The sequence below is a fragment of the Ruegeria sp. CDSB136 genome (assembly GCF_059610965.1).
Window position 1 is genome coordinate 25,715 of the sequence record NZ_JBXWOP010000005.1, and the last position, 15,384, is coordinate 41,098.

The window sequence follows — 15,384 nt, forward strand, 5'->3', positions numbered from 1 at the left end:
CCTGCAAATGCGCCATGCATTGCGATTTGGCAACATCAATTCCAGAGCAGAACAGGCGCGTGGCACCGGATTGTCCCGCCCAAACCGGTCTGACGGTGTTCACTTGTTACAGGATTGGTCATATTCAGTTTTTGTCAGGTTGAAAACAGCCTTGTCCAAAACTGTGCGCCAGGAACACGGCTGGACACTTTATCGAGATGGGAAGGTTGGATAATTTGAACACCTGTAAACGCTTGAGTATTCTGTGCGGCAACATGCGAACTGGACCTAAACCCATGCACTTCAAACTGTTTGCCGCGCTGGTTTTCACTTTCTGGGCAGTGCTTGCTACCGGAACGGGGGCCGTCGCTCAGACATCTTTGATTCCGGGATACCCGACTGCTGGCGACACCAGTGCCGAGACGAGCGCCGACGGAGACATAGCCGCAGCCATCCGCGCCGCGACCGAAGCTGGCGCAAGCGTGATCGTGATCGACAGCGCCGGGCAGGTCGCAACTGCCGGAACCACCGGAGCCGCCGGTGCGGCTGCGGGTGCTGAGAACGACCCGATGGGTGAAGGCTCGCAACTGATGAAGGCGCAGGAGAGGTTCAGGACTTTCCGGGAGTCGGTTCAGTCGCGGCTGGAGGCGTTGCCCTATTCGATCTTCGAAGTGCAGTACATTCTGCGCCAGACCAGCCCGGACGGGCGGATCATGACCTATGTCGAGGTTCTGGCCTGGAATGTCCTGTTCCTGCTGCTGGGACGGTGGCTGTCCATCGAGATCTACGGCAAGCGTATCGCGCGGCGTATCGTGGTGGCGCGATCCAAGGACAACCCCCAGGGGTACCGTGAGAAGATGCCGTTCCTGGTGTTCCGTTTCCTGATGGGGATCGGGGCCACCGTGTTTGCCATGTTGCTGGCGCTGATCGTGGGGTATCTGTTTCTTGGCGAGGCCGAGGACATCTCGATCCAGTTCACGGTCACAGCCATCTTCACGGCGTTCTTCCTGTCGCGGACAGTGTCGGATCTGTGGCGGATGGTCCTGTCGCCCTACCTGAGCCAATACCGACTGCCACCCTTTTCCGACAGGGACGCAAAGCGGTTGTACATCTGGGCTTCGGCCATCGCGACCTATGACATTTCGGTCGTTCTGTTTTCCACCTGGGTTGCCGATTTCGGGCTGAACTACAACGTCTACGCGATGGTCTACGGAAGTCTGACGATGCTGGGCGCTGTCGCCAATGTCTTCATGATCCTATTCAATGCCCGTGCTATCTCGAACGCCATTCGCGGCGGACGCGCGCCGGATCAGGTGTCGTGGATATTGCGGTTCATCTCGTTCGCCTGGGCTCCTGTGCTGATCGTGTATCTGGTGTTCAGCTGGCTGAAACTGGCCGTGGATCTGTTGCTGGAAAATCAGAACTCAATACCGATTGTCGCCAGCAGCTATCTCATTTTCATGTCCGTCGTGATTGCTTACGGCGCCATGAACTATCTGTTGGAGCGGTATTTCGACCGTAACCGTCAGATCGAGGAAATGAACGCCCGCGCGGAAGAGGCCGAAACCGAAGAGGGGCAAGGCGCAGCGGAAACACCTGAAGCTGAGCAGAGAAAGCACACCATCCTGACCTACGAGGATCTGGCCCGGCGCGTTGCGGGCATTCTGGCCTTTGTGGTTGGTGCCTACGCACTGGTGGTGATCTGGAACCCGGACGCCAACTGGAGCGAGGATCTTCCGATCGAGCGGGTGCTCGATGTGATGGTAATCATCTTCATGGGCTATATCCTGTTCCATTTCTTCCGCATCTGGATCGATTCCAAAATCGCCGAAGAAGAGGTCGATGTCGGCGAAGCGGAACTGGGCGATGAAGGCGGCGAAGGGGGGCAAAGCCGTCTGGCCACCCTGCTGCCGCTGTTCCGCGGTGCGATCCTTGCAGTTGTCGTCGTGACCATAGTTCTGATTGTGCTGATGGAGCTGGGCATCAACGTCAGTCCGCTGTTCGCGGGTGCCGGTGTTGTTGGTCTGGCCGTCGGGTTCGGCTCGCAAACGCTGGTGCGGGACATCTTCTCGGGCGCGTTTTTCCTGATGGATGATGCCTTCCGTAAAGGCGAATATATCGATATCGGCGACGTGAAGGGGACAGTTGAGAAAATCTCGGTCCGGTCCTTCCAGCTGCGCCACCATCTTGGGGCGCTCAACACCATTCCGTTTGGCGAGATCAAGGTGCTGACCAACTACTCACGCGACTGGGTGATCATGAAGCTGCCGCTGCGTGTGACCTATGACACCGATGTCGAGCAAGTGCGCAAGCTAATCAAGAAGCTGGGCCAGCAGTTGCTGAGCGATCCGGTGATCGGCGAGAACTTCATTCAGCCATTGAAATCGCAAGGCGTGATCGAGATGCAGGATTCAGCGATGATCATCCGGGTCAAGTTCATGACCAAGCCGGGCGACCAGTGGTTGGTGCGCAAGAAGGTCTATCAGGAAATTCGCGAGCTGTTCGCGCGCGAGGGCATTCGTTTCGCCCACCGCGAGGTCACCGTGCGTCTGGCCGATGACAAGAATGCCGAGGACCTGACGCCCAAGCAGCGCGAGGCCGTAACAGGCGCAGTGCAGGCGGCGATTGATGAAGACTATCTTGACGATATTGGCCCGGGCGGCGGCGATGACAGATAGCGCATCCTCCCGCCCCTTTGACCGGCGTCTCTGACGAGACGCCAGCAAAGAGTTGGGCTGGGCCGCGCGTCCCGCGCAGCGGTGGCTCTTTGGATGAGTGGGATAAACTGACACGCCTTTGAGCCACGGCGGGCCGAGAACGTGCAGAGCGGTTGGGGTTTTTGCGAGCGAGGGTCTGTCGGAAAAGCGTCAGGCAGACAGACCAGCCCACTGCGGCGGGGAGGTGCCAAGCCTTGATGCGGGCAGCGGCCAGTGCATCCTGGCAGTCCCGACGCTCAGCGCGGATTTCAGGCGGTGGCCAGGCCCCCAACCCGAAACCTCGGTAGCCTGGGCATAGTCCTGCGGGGTGGCACCCTGCATCTCGACCTCGGGGTCGGATTTGCTGAGTGCCACCAGCAACTCTGCGGTGCGTGCAAGTGACAGTTTGGCGTGCATCACCGGGTTCCCCCGCGCGGCCTGAGCAAGCGCCGACAGGATTGATGCGGCCATCAGGTAACCGGTGGCGTGATCCAGCGCCTGCACGGGCAGGGGGGTAGGCTTGTCCGCCTGCGCCCAGATGCGCCCGGCATCGGCGATCCCGGCGCTCATCTGGACAAGGCTGTCAAACCCGCGTCGGGTCGACCAGGGGCCTTGCCACCCATAGGCGTCCAGTGTCACCTCAACCCGGTTCGGGGCCAGTTCATCCCGTTTGGTTTTGGTCAATCCAAGCGCGTCCAGTGCGCCGGGACGATAGCCGTGAACAAAGACGTCCGCCTCGGCCAGTAGGTCATGCAACTTTTGAACCCCGGCAGGAGATTTCAAGTTCAGATAGGTGCATCGTTTGCCCAGCGAGATGTCGGGAATGACCCCGGGCTCGTCCCAACCGGGGGGATCGATCCGCAGCACTTCAGCGCCGAATCCGGCGAGGGTTCGGGTGGAAACCGGGCCAGCCAGAACGCGGGTCAGATCAAGGACCCGCAAGCCAGCGAGTGGCCGTTCTGCTGTGGCATTTGGCCGGTCGCGCAGGGTGACGATTCGCGGGGTTTCCCAGGTAATCAGCGGGTCGCGCGACACGGCACGGCCCTGAGGATGTTCAAGCCATTCCACCCGGCTGCGCATGGCAGCGGCAACACCGCCTTCGGCAACAATTGCGCTTTCAAGTTCCGAAATCGCCCACTGCCTGACCGCCTGGGATACGGCTTCCCGATCTGCGGGTGTATCCAGAACCTTGAGGGCCGCGCTGCGGTGGTGCGGCAGGTTGGTGTGCAACCGGATCCAACCGTCCGATGCCCTGTAGTTGCCGGCAACCGCATCCCACAGGTCCGGCATCTGCCAGCCATCGGGTTTGAACGAAAACCCGAACCAGAGCGATGCCAGGCGGTGATCGACGGTGATTTCCGGTGGCTTCGCGGACAGGTTCAGGGCTGAAGTCAATGAAGCAAGCTCTTGCCCGATTGCGGCAAAGCTGGCCGTGGCAAGCTCTGACACCGCAAACACGCTTGAAAGTGCGCCGTTCCCGGTAGTCCGATAGCTGTCTGCGGCGGGAAGGGACGACAGCAGGCTCATTGCTGATAGGGGTCCAGACTGTCGCGAAGCCCGTCGCCAAGGAAGTTGAAGGCCAGCACCACGACGATGATCGGCAGCATCGGGATGGCTGTCCATGGGTAGATCTCGATCGAGGCGAGGTTCTGTGCGTCGTTCAACATCACGCCCCAACTGACCGCCGGAGCCCGCAGGCCAAGGCCGAGGAAACTGAGCGCCGTTTCCCCGAGGATCATTGCCGGGATCGACAATGTGGCCGAGGCGATCAAGTGTGACATGAAGTTCGGCAAAAGGTGCTTGCGGATCACCCGCCCCGAGCTTGCGCCCATCATTTCCGCCGCGCGTACGTATTCCTCTTCGCGCAGGGACAGGAACTTGGCGCGAACGGATCGGGCGAGACCGGGCCAGTCGAGAATGCCGAGAATGATCGAGATGATGAAGAACACCGCCACCGGGCTCCAGTTCGACGGGACCGCAGCGGACAAGGCCAGCCACAGAGGCAGCTCCGGCAGCGAGCGCAGGATTTCGATCACCCGGTTGATGGTCCAGTCGATCCTGCCGCCGAAATATCCCGCCATCGACCCGAACAGGATACCCAGAAAGAACGACACCGAAATACCGATGAGGCCCACGGTCAGCGACAGTTGCGCGCCGTAAAGGATGCGGCTGAACACGTCCCGGCCCAGCCGATCCGAGCCCCAAAGGAACAGCGTGGCGCCCTCGGGGGCGCAGAACAGGTGCCTGTTTGTTTTGATCAGTCCTGCCAGCTTGTATTCGGACCCTTCACAGAAGAACCGGATCGGGCGTTGGTCTTCGGTGTCGGGGACGAATTTCCACTGAAAGGTCTCAAGATCAGCTTCGGCTACAATGGGATAGACGTAAGGCCCGACAAATTCACCTTCGTGGAACCAGTTGACGCTTTGGGGCGGGGCATAGAGGTGTTCGCCATTGCGGTCGTTCGGCCCGTAAGGCGCAATGAAGCCGGCGAAGGGCAGCATCAGATAGCATAGCAGCAGGAAGATACCCGAAATCAGGCCCAGCTTATGGGTCCGGAACTTGCGCCAGACCAGAACCCAGTTCGGCGCGTCCAAATCCGCGCGTTCGAGTTGTTGGATCGAGGCTTCGGGATCGAACGGGGCGTCGTCGACATAGCGGCCGTCAGGAAGTTTGCTCATGCTTCACGGCCCTCGTATCGGATGCGCGGGTCCAGCATGACCAGCAGGATGTCGGAGATCATCGTCCCGATCAGGGTCAGCAGGGCGACGAACATCAGGATGAAGGCCGACAGGAACTGATCCTGTGTCTTAAGCGCGGTCAGCAGGGTCGGGCCGATGGTTTGCAGGCCCAGAACGACCGACACAAGTACCGATCCCGACACCATCGAGGGCAGCAGGTTGCCGATGTCCGCCACAAACGGGTTGAAGGCAACGCGTAACGGGTATTTCGTCAGCATCCGCGACGGGGCCATGCCCTTGGCGATGGCGGTTTCGACATATGGCTTGCCCAACTCGTCCAGCATATTGGCCCGCAAACGCTGCATCATCGCGGATGCGCCTGAGGTGCCGATGACAAAGGTCGGAACAATCAGGTGGACAAGAATGGACTTCAGCTTGTCCCAACTCATCGGCTGGCCTTCGAAGGATGGGTCCATCAGCCCGCCGATGGGCAGGTTGAAATAGCGGTGGCCGTAATAGAACAGGATCAGCGCCAGAAGAAAGTTTGGCGTGGCGAGACCAAGATAGCCAACAAAGGCCGAGGTGTAGTCGATCCAGGTCCGCGACTTTGCAGCAGCCAAAACACCCAGCGGCAGGGCCACTGCATAGACGAAAAGGATCGCGGCCAGGTTGACCACGACCGTCAGCCACAGCGTGTCACCCACGATTTCGGACACGGGGCGGTCGAATTCAAAGGACCAGCCGTAATTGCCCTGCAACAATCCTTCGAACCCGTGGGGACCGGGCCAGAACCCCATCCAGATCAGGTATTGCTCCGGCATCGACCGGTCCAGCGCGTATTCCTTGCGCAGAAACTCGGCCTTGGCCACGCCGGCCGACTGGCCCGAGGCCTGCAATTCAGCAATCTGGTTGCTGAGATAGTCGCCGGGCGGAAGGTTGATGATCACGAAGATCAAAACCGACACCACCAGCAGTGTCAGCAGCATCGTGAAAAATCGGTACACCGCGTAGCGCAGCATGATCATTTAGCTGCTCCTGTCAGTCGGCGAAAAAGAACTCGTCTGGCCGGTGGACGCCGAAATGCGCACCGGGTTCCCACGCCCACATGGCTTGCTGAGGTACATTGCGCAGACGGTTCGAAACCACGATCGGTTGCGGTGCACCGTTCAGAATACCGATGGCGTAAAGCTGATCGGCATGAATTTTCAGCATTTCGGTCCAGACCGCCTGACGCTCTTCGTCGGTTGTGGCGATTTCCCATTTGTGGGCCAGTTCCATTAACCGCTCTGCCTCAGGCATGTCTGGTGACTCGCCCGCTTCGCCACCTGTCTGATGATACTGCCCCCATTTCGGCCACGCCAGAAACACCTGATCGGTCGGGGCCAGATAGGCGGGGGAAGTGTGATTTTGCGGGATACCGTCATCCCAGCCAAACCAGACGGATGCCATCGTATTACCCGAGAAGACGCGGTTGCGCAGGATGTCCCGGTCCAGCGGGCGCATGACCAGCTTGACGCCAACTTCGCGCCAGGTGTCGGTGACGATCTGCAATGCGTTTTCAACTTCTTGCCGTTCGCCAGCGGTTTCGATCACCAGTTCCATCGGACGTCCGTCAGGCAGCAATCGGATTCCATTGTTATCCCGCTTGTCCAGCCCGGCCTCGTCCAGAAGGGCATTGGCCTGCTCGATGTCGAACTGCGCCCAGGCCTGTGCATTTTCTTCGTTGTAGAAAGGTGAGGCAGGCAGCACCGACATCGCACCGGGCTGGGCCAGCTTGAAGTAAAGCGCCTGGTTGATCGTCTGGCGGTCAATTGCGAGTGAAAGGGCGCGGCGCACGCGCACATCGCGCAACACTTCGCGCCAGCCATCATCCGAGTAATTCAAGTTCGGGTAGATTGCGATCTGTGACGCCACCCCGGTTTTCCAAAGCAGTGTCTTGTAGTTTCCCTTCTCCTCACCCTTTTTCAGGATTGATGCGTCACGGAAAGCCAGCCCGCGCCCCTGCAAATCGGTCTCACCCGCGTTGGTCTTGGCTGCAACAAGGCCGGGGGCGACGATCTCCATCTCGACCACGTCGATATAGGGCAGTTGCACGCCCTTGGAGTCGATGCGGTGATAGTAAGGGTTGCGGACAAAGTTGTGCCGGATCTTCTTGCCCGAGCTCGCGTTCAGCCAGGGTTGCAGGGTTGGCAGTTCGTGATTGTCGAATTTATAGAGGTTATCCAGCTTGTTGTGCAGCGCGGCCCAGCTTTTGACCCTTGCATCGTCAACCTGAAAGGCCAGATCTTCGGCATCTGCAAACTTCTCATGATATTGCTTGAGGAAGGCGGACGGGCGGTAAATGAAGGGGGGGCGGGCCTGCGCCAAAGATTGAAGGAAATTCGGGTTCGGATCGTCCCATTCGTACATGATTGTCCGTTCGTCCGGGAATGTCACGGTCGGCAACTTGCCTTCGACTTGCAGGAAATCCGGCGGACCGGAGGGGCTGAGGAGTTCATTGTTGGCCACATCCTCCCACCAGTAGCGAAAATCTTCCGAGGTGAAGGGAGAGCCGTCGGACCATTTGTGCCCTTCGCGCAGATGCAGCGTGAACTTGCGGTTGTCTTCGTTGTCGAATGAGGCCAGCAGGTCCGGGACAATTTCATAATTCTGGTCGAAACCGACCAGGCGGGCATACCCATAGACGACCATCTGGCGGATGTCCTTGGATCGCGTCACCATCGTGCGCAAAGTTCCGCCGGGCGTGCCGAATTCACGCCCCTTTGCGGCCAGATCAACGATCAGGGGGTCCTTCGGCAAACGCTCCTGAACCGGGGGCAGGTTGCCTGCGTTGACTTCAGTGGCCCAGAATTCGCTTTCCTGTGGTGTCGGAACGGTCTCTGCCGTGGCGGGCAGCATCCAGGTCAGGGCCAGCGACGCGGCCAGAAACAGGGGACGAGTGGTTTTAAACATGGCAACGTACCTTATGGCCGGGCTCCAGCTCTATCAATGAGGGTACCACGGTGTCAGAGAAACGAAAGGCTTCTTCCCAGCTGCTCGGTGCCCCCGCGCCCAAAGCGACCAGTTTCAGGTCGATGGGGCGGTTGATGTCAGGTTCCGGTTGAGCGGCAATCAGCGCTTTGGTGTAAGGGTGGCGGGGATTGTAAAACAGGGTCTCAGGCGGGGCTTGTTCGACGATCAGTCCCCGTCGCATCACGGCGACCTCATCAGCGATGCGCGCCACGACGGCAAGGTCGTGGGAGATGAAGAAATAGGACAGGTTCAGACTGTCCTGTAGATTCTCCAGCAATGTCAGGATCTGTTCCTGCACCGACACGTCCAGTGCTGAGGTCGGCTCGTCACAGACGATCAGCAACGGGTCCAGCATCATGGCGCGGGCAATCGACAGGCGCTGGCGCTGACCACCGGAAAACGCATGCGGGTAGCGTTTGAGCATGTCCGCGTTCAAACCGACCCGTTGCAGCATCTCGGCCGCCTTGTCCCGCTGTTCGGAAACAGACCCGATGCGGTGGATTTCCAACGGCTCGGTCATGGCGTCCTGAATGCGCATGCGCGGGCTAAGCGAACTGTAGGGATCCTGAAACACCATCTGCGCATTGCGTTGAAACGCGGTGCGCTGTGCGCGTGTCATCTTGTGGACCGTGATCGGATCGGCATCAGCCGAAGTGCGGAACAGCACTTCGCCGCCCGGATCAGGTAGCTCGGCGCCCAAGGCGATGCGGGCGGCGGTGGTCTTGCCTGACCCGCTTTCGCCTACAACGGCCAGCGTTTTGCCCCGGGCCAGCTGCAGATCGACACCCTGACAGGCGAAGATTTTCTTGTCGTCCTGCCAACCCTTGCTTGAACGCATGGTGTAAGTCTTGCTGACGTCCTTCATCTGCAGGATCAGATCATCCTGCGGCATCGGCAGGCCGACGGCATCCTTGTCCGGGATTTCCGGTGCGGCATCAAACAGTTGCCGCGTGTATGGGTGCGCGGGCGCATTCAGCATCGGCTCGGCCGGACCGGCCTCCATCACGCGACCCTTGTGCATGACGACAACCTGCTCGGCCATGTTGGCGACAACGCCCAAGTCATGCGTGACCAGGATCAGCGCCATGCCGGTTTCTTTTTGTAGCTCCTTGATCAGCCCCAGAACCTGCGCCTGCGTCGTCACGTCCAGCGCGGTGGTCGGTTCATCTGCGATCAGCAATTCGGGTTTCGAGACCATCGCCATGGCGATCATCGCCCGCTGCCGCATGCCGCCGGACAATTCGAAAGGGTAAGAATCATATGCCCGCTGAGGGTCGGGAAACCCGACGCGCTCGAACTGGGTCAGAACCTCTTTGCGAGCCTGCGCCTCGGACGCACCGCGATGCAGCCAGAGAACCTCGCTGACCTGATTGCCGATCTTGTGCAATGGAGAGAGGGATCGCATCGGCTCCTGAAATATCATCGAAACGCGATTGCCGCGAATATCGCGCATCTGGCGTTCGTTGATTCGGGTCAGGTCCACCAGACCCTTGGAATCATTCAAGGTAATTGTTCCGCTGCGAATCTGGGCCGTGCGCGGTAGAATGCGCAACGCTGCCCGGCAGGAAATGGTTTTGCCCGATCCGGATTCTCCGACCAAAGCAAGCGTTTGCCCCGCCTCGACGTCAAAATTCACGCCTTTGACAACAGATTCCGCACTGCCAAAGCCAATGCTGAGGTCTTGGACAGACAACAAAGCATTCATGCAGGTTTACCACCTGTTTGACCGTAGGTCGGCATCGGCTTGTTCGACTCCCTGTGTTTTTTGGCTCAGTTTCGCGCGGTTAGTGCCGCATAGTCAAACCGTTCTTGGGCCCAAACGTCGCGGAAACGTGAAACCGGGGGCAATTTATCTACACAAAGTCTTGAGTTCTTGTCATCTAGGGCAGTGTCGGCCACATCTTGTCTGTCGACTGCCATCAAGGAGAGACTTGCCCCGTGTCCGACAATCAAAGCCGTCTGGATCTGTTCATCGACCGCATGGTGTCACAGCGCGCCTGCCTGGATTTTGCCATTGCGCAAACCCGCAGCATGCCGGGTCCCGTGTTTGAGCTCGGGCTGGGCAACGGGCGAACCTATCATCACATGATCGGTCGTATTCAGGATCGCCCGGTTTATGTTTTTGAACGGGCGGTTGCGTCGCACCCGGAGTCCACACCGCCCGACGATCGGGTGATCCTTGGCGACGTGCGGGAAACTCTGCCCGCGTCGGTCGACCGTTTTGGCGCATCGGCCAGCTTGATACATGCGGATCTGGGCGGGCATAACAGGGCCAAGAACGATGCGTTCGCACGATTTGTATCGCCGCTGATCGAGCCGCTTCTGGCCGAGGGCGGATTGATGGTGTCCAGTGATCGCATGTATTTCCAGGCCCTAACCGAAGTGCCGCTGCCGGCAGGTGCTGTGGAAGGCCGCTGTTTCATTTATCGCCGCTGATCCGGGCCACAGGAAAGAGCGCCAATGCTGTTTTATGACTGCTCAACCGCCCCCAACCCGCGCCGGGCTCGCATGTTCATCGCTGAAAAAGGGCTTGATATTGAAACCCGGCACATCTCGATCGCTGATCGAGAGCAGTTGAGCGACGATTTCAAAGCGGTAAATCCAAGGGCAACGGTGCCGGTTCTGGTGACGGATGGCGGCACAGTCCTGACCGAAAACCTTGGAATCGCTGCCTATCTTGAAGCGCGCTTTCCCAATCCGCCTTTGTTGGGCCGTGGTCCGGACGATAAGGGCCTTGTTCTGATGTGGAACAGTATTGTCGAGCAACAGGGCGGCGCCCCGATTGCCGAAGTGCTGCGCAACACCAATCCCTTCTTTCGGGACCGGGCGATCCCAGGACCGGTCAACTACGCGCAGATCCCCAAACTGGCGCAGCGCGGCACCGACCGTGTAGCACAGTTTTTCGATCTTCTGGAGCAGCGCTTGCGAAACAGCGCATTCTTGGCCGGGGCAGAGTTTTCACTGGCGGATATTTCGGCTTTTGTTTTTGTAGATTTTGCGCGGGTCATCAGAACGCGCATACCTCAGGAAAACACGGCGACGCTGGCATGGTTCGAGGGGATCAAGGAACGACCCAGCGCCAACCTTTGAAGCCAAGGTTTCAGGAAGCGTAGACCACCCAGGCCCAGACCATGGCGACGTAAGTCAGGTTGTGCATGAACTGATCCAGCCCGGCAGCCCGCCAGAATGCCGCCTGATTGGGCTGCAGTTGCCGCTTGTCCGAGTACCGGGCCTTGGCAAAGTCTATGTTGAAATGCACGAACCATTCCAGAACGGCGATAACAAGGATGAAAGCTATCGCGGTCCCGAACAGCAGAAACACAATAGCAGACCCCGCCGCATGCACCGCTGCATGCTGCGCGCGTCCCAAATGCATATATTCCCCGCGGCCCGACAGCATTTTTGCTGTCTGGAGATAAAAATCCGCGAACATATGTTTGACCTGCAATAAGCAAATCATCAGCAACACCGCGCCAAGTGTAGCAGTCAAAATCGCCTTCCCCATATCAGTCTGTCTCAAACTCTAGGTGCTAAATTGGGCTCGCGCAAATGAACTAGTTCACACAAGGTGGGAATTTTCGATCAATTGGAAACTATTTGCGTCTTTTGTTGGGATTGCGGTAAATTCGTACTGCTGAATTTAAAGATTACCATGACGTACGGGTCGATGACCTGAAGTAGGGGCGGGTTCAATAGAAAGAACGATTTTCCGGTTTATTTGGAAGTACTCCAAACGCGATCAGCTGGTGCTGCTGGCCGTGACGGCGACACTGTTTCCATTGCTTTACCTGACGCTGGAACTGCCCAAGCGCATCATCAATGACGCCATCGGCGCAACCAGCAGCGTGGTCGAGGTCTGGGGCTACAGCCTGACGCAGACCAATTTCCTGATCATCCTGTGCTTTGCATTTCTGGCCTCGGTTCTGGCGCATGGTTTGATGAAGATGCGCATCAACACGATGAAGGGGATCCTTAGCGAACGGATGTTGCGCCGGTTCCGCTATCAGCTGATCAACAGCGCGCTGCGTTTTCCGCAACCTTATTTCGAGCGGGTCAGCCAGGGTGAACTGGTCTCGATGGTCACAGCCGAAAGCGAGCCGATGGGCGGGTTGATGGGCGATGCGATCAGCCAGCCGGTGTTGCAGGCCGGACAGATGATCACGATCCTGTCGTTCCTGTTTCTGCAAAGCGTCTGGTTCGGATTGGCAGCAGTGGCGCTGATCCCCTTGCAGGCCTGGCTTATCCCGCGCCTGCAACAGCAGATCAACCTGCTGAACAAGAAACGCATTCAGGAAGTGCGCGTGCTTGCGGCCCAGATTGGTGAAAACGCGGCGGGCGCATCGACTTTGCGGTCAAACGGCGGCTGGCGGTATCGTCGCGCGATGGTCTCGGATCAGCTGGGGCGGCTGTTCGGCATCCGGTTCGAGATCTACCAAAAGAAGTTTTTTATGAAATTCATAAACAACTTCATCTCGCAGCTGACGCCGTTCATGTTCTATCTGGTTGGCGGGCTTCTGGTGCTTCAGGGGGCGGTCTCGCTGGGGGCGCTGGTCGCGGCCTTGGCTGCCTACAAGGACCTGAGTTCCCCGTGGAAGGAACTGCTGACCTATTACAACCAGACACAGGACATGTCCCTGCGCTGGGACGTGGTGGTCGAACGCTTTGCGCCTTCGGGAATGCTGGATGAAAGACTATTCGACGGCGAACCTGAAACACGCCCGCATCTGAACGGTGATATCCATCTGAACCATGTCTCGGTGCGCGATATGGATGGAAATCAGGTGCTGGACGATCTGAATCTTACGTTTCCGGGTGGAAAGACGGTTGGTATTTCCGCCCCCAGCGAGGAAGACCGGCGTGCATTGGCGGAACTGCTGACACGGGAAATCCTGCCAAGTGCCGGGCGCGTTGAAATCGGGGGGCAGAACCTGGCCGACATGCATCAGGGGGTTGTGGCGGCTCGGATCGGGTATGCCACGTCGCGGCCCGTGATGTTTCAGGGAACGCTGGGCGACAACGTCATGATGCCGATGCGGTTCAAGCCATTGTCGGACGGGCCGGCCGATCCCGGATTTGCCGAAACCCAGCGTGCCGGAAACAGCCCCGATCCGTTCCGGGCAGATTGGCTGGATCCCTCACTGGCCGGTCTGGACAATGCGCAGGCACTGCGTGCGTGGTGGCTGCAACTGGTCGAGGGTATGGGCTCTGGCGCGGCCCTGTTCCAGCGGGGCAGCGAGCAGACATTCGATGCAGCCGAGCACCCCGAGCTGGCGGCAAAACTGGTCGAACTGCGCCCGGTGGTGCAGCAGGCCGTTCGGCAGAATGGGTTGGAACAGCAGGCGCTGATTTTCGGTCGAGATATCTATAACCCGGCTTTGCCTGTGGCCGAAAACCTGCTGTTTGCCACCCCGCGCGTCCGGGTCACGCAGGATCTTCTGGCGCGCCAATCCGTGTTTCTTGGGCAATTACGCGAACTCGGACTGGATGAAACGCTGGTCAGCCTGACCCGGGACGTGATCGACATGCTGCGCCAGATCTTTGGGCTGGATGGAACCGATCACCCTCTGTTCCGCAAACTTGGCCTTGAAGCCCAGACCTATGAGGCCGCGGTCGAGCTGATAGACCGCACCCGGGACGAAGGCGCGACAGGGCTGAACGATGAACAGCTGGCAAACCTGCTGGCGGTGCCGTTGGTGATCTCGGCCGAACAGATCGGGCCGGCCTTTACCAATGAACTGAAGGACCGGATTCTCGAGTTGCGTCACAGCCATTCTGACAAACTGCTTGAGACATTGCATGACGTCTTCGTGCCGCTGGATGAGGGCGAGTTTGCACCGGGGCTGACCGTGATGGAGAACGCCCTTTTTGGCAAGGTCAGCCAGGTTGGAGGGGCCCGGTCCGACGAGTTGCGCAAGGTGATTGTCGATGTGCTGTCCGAAAAAGGCGCGCGTCCACTGGTGATCGAACTGATCTACAACGTTCCGGTTGCGCTCGGCGGGCAAAACCTTCCGGCCGTTTTTGCCGAACCATTGGCCTTTACCCGTGCAACGATCAAGAAGCCGGACGTTCTGGTCCTTGAGAACGCGCTGGCCAGTTATGACATGAAAACCAAAGTGGCGGTTTACAAGAACCTGCGCGAGTTGCTGCCGGACACCACGGTTGTCTACTTGAATGATCAGTTCCAGAATCCGGATGCATTCGACATGCATGTGGAAATCAGGCAAGGTCGTGTCGTTTCAGGGGAGGGACCGATCGACGTGGAGGAAGACAGCGCCGCCTCAGCCGACCTTGCACGCAAACTGCGGGCATTGGAGCAGACGCCATTGTTCTCGGGTCTGAACCGCAGACAGCTGCGCCTGCTTGCATTTGGTGCGCGCTGGTTCGAGGCCGCGAAAGGCGAGGTGATCTTTCTGAAAGACGACCAGCCGACGGATGGGGCCTACGTTGTTCTTGAGGGCGAGGCGGGTTTGTACCTGCCGCAACAGGACGAACCGGATCAGTTGATCACCAAGGTCGGACCCGGCGCGCTGGTTGGCGAACTTGGCCTGATCCGCAAAGAGCCGCGCGCGCTGAGCATGATTGCCGAAACCGATCTGTCCTGCCTGCGTATCGGTGAAGAAGAATTCCTTGCCGTCGTCGAAAACGATGCCGCAACCGCGTTCAAGCTGTTGCAGGTCATTGCCGGTTACGTTTCGAACTAGATGCCGCCCTCGGGGTTGCAGAACAGGTCATAGAGCAATGTGATGACCTGTGCGGTATTGCCGTCTTTCAGCGTGTAGTAGATTGTCTTGCCATCCCGCCGGGTCGAGACCAGGTTTTCCTCGCGCAAGCGGGCAAGCATCTGGCTGACTGCCGCTTGCCTTAGCTGCAACAGCTCCTCCAGTTGCCCTACAGATTTTTCGCCATCGCCCAGATGGCACAGGATCATCAAACGGCCTTCATGGGCCAGCGTCTTGAGAAATGCGGCCGCGCGGGCGGCGCTTTCGCTCATATCCGCAGGTTTTTCAGGGCTCAGTTGT

General features: G+C 58.8%; 11 protein-coding genes. 4 read left to right on the plus strand and 7 right to left on the minus strand.

The features are described 5' to 3' along the window. The first annotated feature begins 275 nt into the window (after positions 1-275). Positions 276-2,657, plus strand: coding sequence for a mechanosensitive ion channel domain-containing protein (locus AC2FIR_RS06945; RefSeq protein WP_480490546.1), 2,382 nt, complete (start codon positions 276-278; stop codon positions 2,655-2,657). Between the two features lie 189 nt (positions 2,658-2,846). Here AC2FIR_RS06945 and AC2FIR_RS06950 read toward each other — a convergent pair whose 3' ends face one another. The 5 genes from AC2FIR_RS06950 to AC2FIR_RS06970 are packed head-to-tail and all read right to left on the minus strand — an operon-like array spanning position 2,847 to position 10,070. Next, positions 2,847-4,202 carry a CoA transferase gene (locus AC2FIR_RS06950; RefSeq protein ID WP_170613501.1) on the minus strand — a complete coding sequence of 452 codons (1,356 nt, stop codon included), beginning with the start codon at positions 4,200-4,202 and terminating at the stop codon, positions 2,847-2,849. After that, on the minus strand, positions 4,199-5,353 hold the full coding sequence (locus AC2FIR_RS06955; RefSeq protein ID WP_496715484.1) for an ABC transporter permease: 1,155 nt from the start codon (positions 5,351-5,353) through the stop codon (positions 4,199-4,201). The genes AC2FIR_RS06950 and AC2FIR_RS06955 overlap by 4 nt, the downstream gene beginning before the upstream one ends. After that, positions 5,350-6,378 (minus strand): ABC transporter permease, encoded by a 1,029-nt coding sequence (locus AC2FIR_RS06960; protein WP_170613497.1) that lies wholly within the window; start codon positions 6,376-6,378, stop codon positions 5,350-5,352. Before AC2FIR_RS06960 ends, AC2FIR_RS06955 begins: the two co-directional genes overlap by 4 nt. Positions 6,379-6,391: 13 nt before the next feature. Next, positions 6,392-8,305, minus strand: coding sequence for an ABC transporter substrate-binding protein (locus tag AC2FIR_RS06965; RefSeq protein WP_170613495.1), 1,914 nt, complete (start codon positions 8,303-8,305; stop codon positions 6,392-6,394). After that, a complete protein-coding gene (locus AC2FIR_RS06970) occupies positions 8,298-10,070 on the minus strand; it encodes an ABC transporter ATP-binding protein (RefSeq protein WP_170613493.1) in 1,773 nt (590 codons plus the stop codon). Before AC2FIR_RS06970 ends, AC2FIR_RS06965 begins: the two co-directional genes overlap by 8 nt. A gap of 233 nt (positions 10,071-10,303) precedes the next feature. Here AC2FIR_RS06970 and AC2FIR_RS06975 point away from each other — a divergent pair, with 233 nt between their 5' ends. Together AC2FIR_RS06975 and AC2FIR_RS06980 are read left to right on the plus strand one after the other, a co-directional pair. Continuing rightward, a complete protein-coding gene (locus AC2FIR_RS06975) occupies positions 10,304-10,801 on the plus strand; it encodes a class I SAM-dependent methyltransferase (RefSeq protein ID WP_170613491.1) in 498 nt (165 codons plus the stop codon). A gap of 24 nt (positions 10,802-10,825) precedes the next feature. After that, positions 10,826-11,455 (plus strand): glutathione S-transferase family protein, encoded by a 630-nt coding sequence (locus tag AC2FIR_RS06980; RefSeq protein WP_170613489.1) that lies wholly within the window; start codon positions 10,826-10,828, stop codon positions 11,453-11,455. Positions 11,456-11,465: 10 nt separating this feature from the next. Here AC2FIR_RS06980 and AC2FIR_RS06985 read toward each other — a convergent pair whose 3' ends face one another. After that, on the minus strand, positions 11,466-11,855 hold the full coding sequence (locus AC2FIR_RS06985; RefSeq protein ID WP_170816776.1) for a DUF3307 domain-containing protein: 390 nt from the start codon (positions 11,853-11,855) through the stop codon (positions 11,466-11,468). Between the two features lie 214 nt (positions 11,856-12,069). Here AC2FIR_RS06985 and AC2FIR_RS06990 point away from each other — a divergent pair, with 214 nt between their 5' ends. After that, positions 12,070-15,066, plus strand: a complete 2,997-nt coding sequence (locus AC2FIR_RS06990; protein ID WP_170619461.1) for a cyclic nucleotide-binding domain-containing protein — start codon at positions 12,070-12,072, stop codon at positions 15,064-15,066. Here the strand turns inward: AC2FIR_RS06990 and AC2FIR_RS06995 are convergent. Continuing rightward, positions 15,063-15,356, minus strand: coding sequence for an ArsR/SmtB family transcription factor (locus AC2FIR_RS06995; protein WP_170613792.1), 294 nt, complete (start codon positions 15,354-15,356; stop codon positions 15,063-15,065). The two genes, AC2FIR_RS06990 and AC2FIR_RS06995, sit on opposite strands and share 4 nt — an antisense overlap. Between the last annotated feature and the right edge of the window lie 28 nt (positions 15,357-15,384).

Excerpts from the sequence above, each read along its gene's own strand:
- AC2FIR_RS06945 (WP_480490546.1), top strand. The coding sequence starts at position 276 with ATGCACTTCAAACTGTTTGCCGCGCTGGTTTTCACTTTCTGGGCAGTG.
- AC2FIR_RS06950 (WP_170613501.1), bottom strand. The coding sequence starts at position 4,202 with ATGAGCCTGCTGTCGTCCCTTCCCGCCGCAGACAGCTATCGGACTACC.
- AC2FIR_RS06955 (WP_496715484.1), bottom strand. The coding sequence starts at position 5,353 with ATGAGCAAACTTCCTGACGGCCGCTATGTCGACGACGCCCCGTTCGAT.
- AC2FIR_RS06960 (WP_170613497.1), bottom strand. The coding sequence starts at position 6,378 with ATGATCATGCTGCGCTACGCGGTGTACCGATTTTTCACGATGCTGCTG.
- AC2FIR_RS06965 (WP_170613495.1), bottom strand. The coding sequence starts at position 8,305 with ATGTTTAAAACCACTCGTCCCCTGTTTCTGGCCGCGTCGCTGGCCCTG.
- AC2FIR_RS06970 (WP_170613493.1), bottom strand. The coding sequence starts at position 10,070 with ATGAATGCTTTGTTGTCTGTCCAAGACCTCAGCATTGGCTTTGGCAGT.
- AC2FIR_RS06980 (WP_170613489.1), top strand. The coding sequence starts at position 10,826 with ATGCTGTTTTATGACTGCTCAACCGCCCCCAACCCGCGCCGGGCTCGC.
- AC2FIR_RS06995 (WP_170613792.1), bottom strand. The coding sequence starts at position 15,356 with ATGAGCGAAAGCGCCGCCCGCGCGGCCGCATTTCTCAAGACGCTGGCC.